This window comes from Pseudoalteromonas sp. Z1A6, assembly GCF_011378745.1.
GTDB lineage: Bacteria > Pseudomonadota > Gammaproteobacteria > Enterobacterales > Alteromonadaceae > Pseudoalteromonas > Pseudoalteromonas arctica.
This window is the reverse complement of the sequence record NZ_WTKW01000173.1, coordinates 1-8,934: the sequence shown is the minus strand read 5'-3', so window position 1 is coordinate 8,934 and position 8,934 is coordinate 1. Positions and strand designations below refer to the sequence as shown.

Below are 8,934 nucleotides of genomic sequence, written 5' to 3'. Positions count from 1 at the left end.
CACTGAAATTTTTTACAGTTTTATGCTTTCTTCTTTTAATAGCGTTATTAATTTAATCAATTTTAAAAGGAATGGTGTATGCCCCGCTTGCTACAAAAACTATTAACTACAGCCTTGTTATTTATAGGCTTTGCCACACAAGCCTTTGAGATTGAAGACTTAGGCGATGGCTTACACCGCTTTATAGACGACAGACACCGCTCAGTATTTTTAATCACTCCTGAGGGCGCAATTGTTACCGACCCGCTTAATAAAAAAGCCGCCACCTGGTTAAACGAGCAAATTAAAACTCGCTATAACGTACCGATAAAATATGTAATTTACAGCCATAATCACAGCGATCATATTTACGGCGCCGAGGTATTTAAAAGCCCGCACACCACTTTTGTAGCGCATAAACTCGCCGCGCAAGATATTAAAAACACACAAATGAAAACGGTAATGCCCAGCCTTACTTTTGATGACGAGCTACTGCTTACCCTTGGTGATTCCACAGTAAAGCTTAACTACCATGGTCCAAACGATGGTCGTGGTTCGGTTAGTATATTATTCGAAAAGCAAAAAACACTATTTATAGTTGATTGGATCGTTATTGGCAGAATGCCGTGGCAAAAGCTGTGGAGTTACGATATTCAAGGCATGATTAACTCAACCCAAGCGGTACTCAAATATGACTTTAATACTTTTGTAGGCGGACATGCCGATATTGGCAGCAAGGCTGATGTAGCGCGCTATTTAACTTATATAGAGCTTTTATATAGCCAAGTAACAGCAGGCGTTTTAGCTGGTAATACGCTTGACGAAATTAAACAAAATGTAAAATTAGACCAATTTAGTGACTTTAAACAGTTTGATGTATGGTTACCACTTAACATAGAGGGCGTGTACGAGCGTTTAATGGAAGAGTCTGGTATGGGTTGGCGCAGCGATTTATAAGTGTGAACTCAGCGGACTAAGCTCTGAGCTCTAAACTCAATATTATAAGCATTGGTATTGGCGTATTTAACGCAGTACCAATGTACCTATTAATTAGTTAAATAGACGTCAAACGCCATATAAACCACCTTTACAATGTCCTAGCGCGGTTTTTATATTTCAAATCTAAGTATTAAAAAGTCTATTAACTAAAATCGACCACCACTTCATAACGCCCTGGCATGTCGTTTACTTCGTATACCCAACCGTGTCGTTTTATTATTTTTTCGCTTAACTCTAATCCTAAACCGTAGCCAATATTGGTAGGCTTATTTGCGCTATTAGTAACGTGTGACGTATCAGTTTGTGCGCTGCTATTTACTATAATCACGCGGCTACCTTGTTGAGTAATACGCACTTGCCCTTGTTGCGTATGCTGATACGCATTACGTATTAAATTTGTAAGTACTATGTGGCATGCGGTGGCTTCGGTACTAATAGTCGTACTGTGGTTATCGGTATTTATAAGTACATCAACTTGTTTTGAATTGAGTAAATAATCGAGTTCGTTACCCAAAGTCGTTATTTTAACGGCTAGGTTTACAGGCTCTGGTGAACTTTGCTGGTCGTCATTTCTGCTAAGCCACAATAACGTCTCAGTTAAATCACTCATGGTTAAACCGGCGCGCTCAATTCGCTGCAGTGTAAGTTGTTGCTTATCGCTTAAAGGCGCTTTTTCGCTTAAACGGTTCAGTAACTCAACGTTGCTGCGAATAACCGAAATTGGCGTACGTAACTCGTGGCTGGCATAACTTAAAAAGCGTTGTTCACGCTCTACACTTTCGTATACTGAAAGCAAGCTGCTGCGTATTAACGTTGCCAAGGTATTTAGTTCGTTATAGGTAAAATCGGGCGGTGTGTGTTGTAAGTTTGTTTGATTTAACGACTTTGCCCAACCCCGCAGGGACTCAACAGGCTTTGCTATCTTTTTCATTACCATAAACAAAAAGAAGGTAAACAGCGCTATTGCCGTTATTCCCGTTAACGCTATCCATAATAACCTTTGTATTGGTTTTTCGGGTGTTCCTTTTTTTGGAAGGCGGTTTTCCTCAAGCATAATACGTGATACATAACGAGCTTCACCAGCAGGGTTTTCAAAATATACAACAAAATATAAGTCTTTTGGCATAGAAAAAAACGCTGTTTTTTCTTGGCTTTTTTGCAATATACCTCGCTCTGTAGGCTTTATAAAACGTTTCTTAATCTCATTTGGCACATCCTCCCAACGACTCGCTATATTAAAGCCAATCATTTCTTTCGGTTGCCCGTTTTTAACTTCAGCCGATTGCGAAAGTGCATGCATTACGCCATTCAAGCCTTTGTCTAAACCATCGGTAAAATAGCTAACACTTAAAAACGAAAAACCAATAGCCATTAACGAACTTAAAAGCACCATGCTGACAAAAAAGTACAACCTTAAACTAGGTCTTATTTTCATGCATGTGTCTCATTTTTTAGTTTTAATACAAACCCTACACTAGGAATTGTCTCAAGTACCGCTTGGCAATTAGCTTGCTCTAACTGTTTTCGTAAATGGTAAATATGTACTTTTAGGCTGTTACTGTCGGGCTGCTCTTCTCCCCAAATGGCTTGCATAATTGCGTGTCGGGTAACTGGCTTTTGTTGCTCTCTAATAAGTAATTCTAATAACTTAAAAGTAATAGGAGATAGCTTTAAGTTACCTGCTTCGACTGTTGCCGTATGCGCGGTTAAATCAAGTGTTAAATTAGCAAATGTAAGGCGTTTTACTTCACCACTTTTGCGTTTTGCTAATACTTTAACGCGCGCTACTAACTCTTTCATAGCAAATGGTTTTACGAGATAGTCGTCACTACCGGCAGCAAATCCCTCAAGCTTACTGTCGAGGCTATCACGCGCTGTCAACATTAATACTGGTGTATCAATGCCTCGCTCACGTAATGTTTTGCACATGGTTAAACCATCCATTTTTGGCATGTTTACATCTAATATAATCATTTGATATTGATTACGTTCTATTAAATTTAAACCCATTACGCCATTGCTTGCATGGTCACACTCTATTGACTCAATTTCGAGATAATCAACAATGGTGGTTGCCAAGTCGATGTCGTCTTCAACCAGTAGTACGTTTATCATTAAGAGGCTGTTTCCTGCGTTTTATTTTTAGCACCTAGCGATTTTAGCATAGTAGCTATACCGCGTTTAACGTCGGTTTGAATCATCAATAATGCAGGTATAAGTATTAAGGTAATAACCGTGGCAAACAAAATACCGTAACCAAGTGATGCAGCCGCAGGGATTAAAAATTGTGCCTGAATTGAGGTTTCACTAAGAAGCGGCACCAAGCCTGCGTAAGTTGTAATTGAGGTTAGTAAAACTGCACGCAGACGACTTGTACACGACTCAACAATGGCGTCATGCGTATTCATATCCTCTTCTTTTGTTAGTTCGTTAAAACGCGAAACAAGTAATAGGCTGTCGTTTACCACCACACCACTGAGCGCCAATATACCGTTTAATGACAATATGCTAATGGTTAAGTCGTTCCACCAATGCCCAAGTATTGCACCAACTACACCAAACGGAATTGCCACCATGATCAGTAAAGGTTGAACATACGATTTAAGCGGAATAGCCAACAGTACATATATAACTAATAAAGCAGCGACAAACATGGCAAGCATTGACCCTGTTGTTTCGTCTTGCTCTTCAGCTTCACCAGCAAAATGAATATTCAGAGTAGGAAATTGCTGAGTTAATTCTGGTATTAAGTCGCGTTGTAAATCAGCCACTAATTCGTTTGGAGCAATCACACCTTTATCTACTTGCGCACTTAAATAAATTGCACGAAGTCCATCAATACGCGTTATCTCATCGTGTTGGTATTCACTGTTAATTGTCGCTACGTTTACAAGCGGTACAACGGTGCCATCAGGCAATCGGATACGCGATTGCATAATATCGGCAGGTGTTTGACGGGCGTTCTCTGGATAACGTACACGTACTTTTATTTCGTCTTTATTACGTTGATAACGCTGTACAATTGCGCCGCCAAAGGCTTGCAGTACTTGCTTTGATAAGCTCGCAGTATCCATACCTAGGGCGCGACCTTGCGCGCTTAGTGTAAATTTTAACTGTGGTTGACCGGGATTTAAATTGTCGTCTATTCCGTTAACGCCTGCCGTATTTTGTAAGTGCTCTTTAAATAGTGCGCCCGCTGCCATTACGGTTTCGTCGTCCCATGCTTTAAGCTCAACTTTAAAATTATCAACCATCTTACGCGTAGCTAATATTTGTAGCTTTTTACTGCCCTCAGGACTTGCGGCTAAACGCTGCCATTCTTGAGCAAATTCACTTGCAGTGAAAGCGCCATCATCTAATAGTTCAACGCTTACCGTACCACTTGTATCGTTGCTACTAATTACTTGTAAACTGGTTATTTCACTTTTATCTGAATTAAACTTAGTCATTAAGTTTTGCTCAGCTTGTATTGCACTTTGCTCAAGCATTAGTAAGTTTTTGTTTGTTTGACCGTAAGCAGCATCAGTTTGCATAACCAAGTTGGCGGATACGGTATCGCCCAGAATGCTTGGGAAAAAACCTACTTTTACTACGCCTGTCATTGGCATACCTATGACGAGTATAAAAAAAGCAATAAACCCAGCAACGACTGCATATCTAAAGCGCAATGAGAGTTCAATAACCTTACAATAAATGTTTTTGCTAAACCAATTTAGACCGCTATCGGCGCCATGTTGTATTTTGGACCATACCCCACTTAACCCTTTTTTAATTTGGCGCTTGGTACTTACATGGGCTAAATGCGAGGGTAATATAAGCTTTGATTCAACAAGCGAAAGCAGTAAACAGATGGTCACTACAGTGGCAAATTGAGAGTAAATTTTACCTAGATTACCAGATACATTCGACAGTGCCATAAATGCAGCAACAGTGGTCAATACCCCAAATATTGTCGGTACAGCCACTTTCATCGTACCCAAAACCGTGTTATTTATTGTATCGCCATGTTTCTTACGTGTAGTGTAAATACTCTCGCCGACAACAACGGCATCGTCTACCACTATGCCCAGCGCCATAATAAAGCCGAAGGTAGTCATTTCGTTTATGGTCAGTGCGGTGTAGCCATCGGTCATAAAATACAGCGTGCCAAAAAATACAAATGGCAAGCCACCAGCAACCCATAAAGCCACACGTACATTTAAAAATATGGCTAGTATTACAAACACCATAATAATACCGGTCACCGCGTTTTTCGTCAGTAGCGATAAACGTTCGGTGATCATGGTGCTTTTGTCATTCCAGCTTTCTAGCTCTACATTTTGAGGTAATAAACCATTTTCATGCCACGTTTTTATTACATTATTAGCCTGCTCAACAATGGTGATTATGTCGCTGGTATCACCCATTAGAATTTCAACGCCGACTGCATTTTGTTGGTTATAACGACTTAGTGAGTTGTTATCTTCAGAAAAACTGTCGCTAACAATAGCAACATCACCTAATTTGATTTGTGCGCCAGATGCGGTAGTGAGTAAAACGATATTGGCAAAGTCGCGCTGCCAGTAAGCTTGGTCAGCCGCTTTCAGACGTATAATTTTACTGCTATCACGTAAACTAGTTGATAGTGGGCTTGATGACTCGTTATTAATCACCTCACTTATGTCACTAATGGTTAATCCATAGGCTTGTAATTTACCTTCATCGATTTCTACTGACATCATCGGATCGAGAACACCCGACTGAGTTACATCAGTAATACCTGATTGCGCTAATAAATCGGCTTTAAGTTTTTCACCCAGGTTTTGTAATGTATGGCGATCTGCATCCCCAAAAAGCTGTAGTGTTAATGCATGATCTTGCCTGCGCGCTTTATCAATAACAGGTTGCTCAGCATCAACAGGGAAGTTGTTAATTGCGTCAACTTGATTTTTTACATCAAAGAGTAGCTCATCGAGTGAATAATCTGTTTCTTTTTCAATGCTAACATGGCTGCCGCTTGCATCAGATGTAGAGGTAATGCGCTTTATACCTTGTACTGTTTCAAGAGCTTCTTCTATTTTGAGCGCAATCCCCTCTTCAGCTTGTAATGCATCACCACTGTCATAAACAACTGACACCGAAACAGTATCAGGCTCCAAACTCGGAAAAGCTTCTTTACGCAACGTAGAAAGCGACATAATCCCCATTACAATCACGCTTATTAACAATAAATTAGCTGCAACAGAGTTATTTGCAAACCAATTAATAATACCGTGCAACGGGTTATTACTGCTAGGTACTTGAGGTGGCTGATGAGGGCTCATTATTGTACCCCTTCAACAATTGGATTTACCCTCATGTCGTTTAAATAACTAACAAGTGGACGCACAACTACTTTTAATTTACTAACACCCTCTATTGGTGAAATGTATACGTAATCTCCACGCTCAAATACTTTATTGGCTTGTGTGCTTACTAAGTTGTTTTTATCATTCACGTACCAAATTAAGCCATCTTGTGATACCGCTGAAGCAGGCAGTTCAATTACGTTACTTAATTGTTTACCTGCAATTTCAACCGCTAAAAATGTACCTGGTAATAATGGCGTCGCTTGCTCAAACGGTTTATCTAAGGCGACAATTACGCTGCGCTGACGCGAACTGTCATCGAGGTGTTGCTCAAAACGTGCAATATAACCATTCCATTTAGTATTAGTGGTTACATCACTTAAAATAACCTCGCCTGATTTATTATTTGCCAGATTTTGCCACTGATTCAATGAAAGCGGCACGTTTATTTCTACTTTGTCAGTGCTGTTTAATGTGGCAAGCGTATCGCCAATACCAACATAAGTACCTAAATCGATATCTCGCGATAAAATAACACCATCAAACGGAGCACTTAACTGGGTATTATTTACATCACGCTGTGTTGTTTTAAGTGCATATTGAGCGTCATCAAGCGTGGCTTGCGCGGCTTCTAGCTGCAAGGTTCTAAATACCAGTGGTGAGCTTGGCGCCTGCGTAACGCCTGAGCGTTCCCATTCACGTTTTGCTTGCTCCCCTAAATCTTGCTCTTCTTGCAGTGCGAGTTTCGCATCAGCGAGTGTGGCTTTGGCATTTGCGAGGGCTTGTAAGTATTCAGTATTATCTATTTGTGCAAACACCTGCCCTTTAGATACAAAGTTTCCGGTTGCAAATTGCTCACTCATACTAGTCACTTCGCCTTTAACTTGTGCTTTTAAGGTCAGTGTCCAATGCGCCTTTGCTTGACCATGTCCGTTCACATAAGCTTGGTAAGTACCCGCAACAGCATTAATTACCGATACATTTGGTGCAATAGCTCTAACCGTGACAGATTTTGAGCTATTAGCTTGTTCATCCATTTTTTTAGCGTTATACGCAACAGCAAGCCCTATACTAATAATTGCAACAAGGGTTACAATAACAGGTGTTGGCGAAATTCTCATGACGATACTCCAAGGCCCAAAGCAAGGCCTAAATCTATGCGGTTAGTTAAAAGGGTGTAGTTTATTTGACTAAGTTGAGCTTGCAGGTCGTATACTTTTTGTTGCACTGTTAGCAAATCTAAAATATCAACCAAACCTTGTTGATACTTACTTTGATAGTTACTAAAGCTGCGTTGAGCGCTGGCAAGTGCATTGCTAATTTGCAGTTGTTGCTCGGTTAATGATTGCTCCTGCCCGAGTGCATTTTCAACTTCGTTTACCGCACTTAGCAGCGTATCTTGGTACTGCCAAAACGCTTGCTCGGCATTTAATTTTGCAATATCAACTTGCGCACGCAGTGCTCCACCTTCAAATAAAGGGGCACTTAAACTACCCAATAAACTCCACACTGGGCTAGTTAATAATGCTTGGCTTGGCGTGCTTGCTAAATCACTCAGTGATGCCGAAAGCGAAATACTCGGTAGTAGCTCTTTGTACGATACATCAACCAAGTAATGCTTTGCCTGAATGTTGTAATAGGCACTTTGTAAGTCAGGTCGGCGCGCCAAATCTTGCTCTGGTAATGTACTTAATGGCTCAATAACGCTTGGCAGTGTTAATGTACTTGGCAGGTTTTGAAGTTTATCAGTGCCTACAATTAGCATTAAAGCACGCTTTGCTTTTGCTATTTGCTCTTGATAATCGGCAATGGTCGCGCGGGTAGATGCCGTGCTAGCTCGTGCGGTATCAAGCGCTTCTAAATCACCTAACCCATATTGGTAGCGCTCTACAATACTTTGCTCATTATTTTGTAAAACAACTAAACGTTGCTGCTCTATATCGAGCAAATTTTGCTGCAAAATAATATTTAAATAAGTACGAATAACACTCGCTACTAATGTGTCTTTAGCGCCTTGATAAGTAGCTTGATTACTGGCAATAGTCATATCTTGCGCGGCTACGTTGTCAGCAATTTTTTGCCATATATCGGCTTCCCAGCTTATACCTACTGATGAGCTGTATTGCGTACCTTCGGTTTTACTGCGCTGCGCGTCAAATCCTGCATCTACACTAAACCACTGACTTGCAGCGGTTACATCACGCTGCGCATAAGCTAGTTTTAATGCAACATGCACTTGATTAAACGATGGGTTATTAGTAACAGCTTGATCAATAAGCGAATCAAGCCCTTCTATATTCACCAAATCGGTAATGTAATTTACTTGCTGCGCGTTACTTTGCGTGTACTGCCAGTTTGCATGTTGCTTTAGCGACTGCTCAGTACTATTACCTTGATAGCTTGGCTGACTACTGCATGCAGCAAGTGTGCAACTAAGTGCAAGTAAAAAACCGGTTGAGTGCTTTTTAAAATAAACCATTTAACTATGCCTAATTCATACCATTGCACATAGCTTATTCGGTCGAGGGTTAAGGAGAGGTTAAATGGCATTAACCTATTTAATTTTGATTAATAAATTTATTAAAAATACTAAGCCGATGCAAACTCATATTTTAAGCTATTTTATAGG

6 protein-coding genes are annotated in these 8,934 nt (G+C 40.4%); 1 reads left to right on the top strand and 5 read right to left on the bottom strand.

All coding sequences use genetic code 11. From position 1 onward, the window contains the following. The first annotated feature begins 78 nt into the window (after positions 1 to 78). Positions 79 to 936, top strand: a complete 858-nt coding sequence (locus GQR46_RS11935; protein ID WP_165741072.1) for an MBL fold metallo-hydrolase — start codon at positions 79 to 81, stop codon at positions 934 to 936. A 184-nt stretch (positions 937 to 1,120) separates the two neighbouring features. Here the strand turns inward: GQR46_RS11935 and GQR46_RS11930 are convergent, their stop codons facing one another. The 5 genes from GQR46_RS11930 to GQR46_RS11910 are packed head-to-tail and all read right to left on the bottom strand — an operon-like array spanning position 1,121 to position 8,784. Beyond that, positions 1,121 to 2,413, bottom strand: coding sequence for a HAMP domain-containing sensor histidine kinase (locus GQR46_RS11930; protein WP_165741071.1), 1,293 nt, complete (start codon positions 2,411 to 2,413; stop codon positions 1,121 to 1,123). Beyond that, a complete protein-coding gene (locus tag GQR46_RS11925) occupies positions 2,410 to 3,093 on the bottom strand; it encodes a response regulator transcription factor (protein WP_165741070.1) in 684 nt (227 codons plus the stop codon). The genes GQR46_RS11930 and GQR46_RS11925 overlap by 4 nt, the downstream gene beginning before the upstream one ends. Next, on the bottom strand, positions 3,093 to 6,281 hold the full coding sequence (locus GQR46_RS11920) for an efflux RND transporter permease subunit (protein ID WP_165741069.1): 3,189 nt from the start codon (positions 6,279 to 6,281) through the stop codon (positions 3,093 to 3,095). The genes GQR46_RS11925 and GQR46_RS11920 overlap by 1 nt, the downstream gene beginning before the upstream one ends. Continuing rightward, complete coding sequence (locus tag GQR46_RS11915; RefSeq protein WP_165741068.1) at positions 6,281 to 7,426, bottom strand: efflux RND transporter periplasmic adaptor subunit; 1,146 nt, start codon at positions 7,424 to 7,426, stop codon at positions 6,281 to 6,283. Before GQR46_RS11915 ends, GQR46_RS11920 begins: the two co-directional genes overlap by 1 nt. Further along, positions 7,423 to 8,784, bottom strand: a complete 1,362-nt coding sequence (locus GQR46_RS11910) for a TolC family protein (RefSeq protein WP_165741067.1) — start codon at positions 8,782 to 8,784, stop codon at positions 7,423 to 7,425. The genes GQR46_RS11915 and GQR46_RS11910 overlap by 4 nt, the downstream gene beginning before the upstream one ends. Positions 8,785 to 8,934 lie beyond the last annotated feature (150 nt).

Excerpts from the sequence above, each read along its gene's own strand:
- GQR46_RS11935 (WP_165741072.1), top strand. The coding sequence starts at position 79 with ATGCCCCGCTTGCTACAAAAACTATTAACTACAGCCTTGTTATTTATA.
- GQR46_RS11930 (WP_165741071.1), bottom strand. The coding sequence starts at position 2,413 with ATGAAAATAAGACCTAGTTTAAGGTTGTACTTTTTTGTCAGCATGGTG.
- GQR46_RS11925 (WP_165741070.1), bottom strand. The coding sequence starts at position 3,093 with ATGATAAACGTACTACTGGTTGAAGACGACATCGACTTGGCAACCACC.
- GQR46_RS11920 (WP_165741069.1), bottom strand. The coding sequence starts at position 6,281 with ATGAGCCCTCATCAGCCACCTCAAGTACCTAGCAGTAATAACCCGTTG.
- GQR46_RS11915 (WP_165741068.1), bottom strand. The coding sequence starts at position 7,426 with ATGAGAATTTCGCCAACACCTGTTATTGTAACCCTTGTTGCAATTATT.
- GQR46_RS11910 (WP_165741067.1), bottom strand. The coding sequence starts at position 8,784 with ATGGTTTATTTTAAAAAGCACTCAACCGGTTTTTTACTTGCACTTAGT.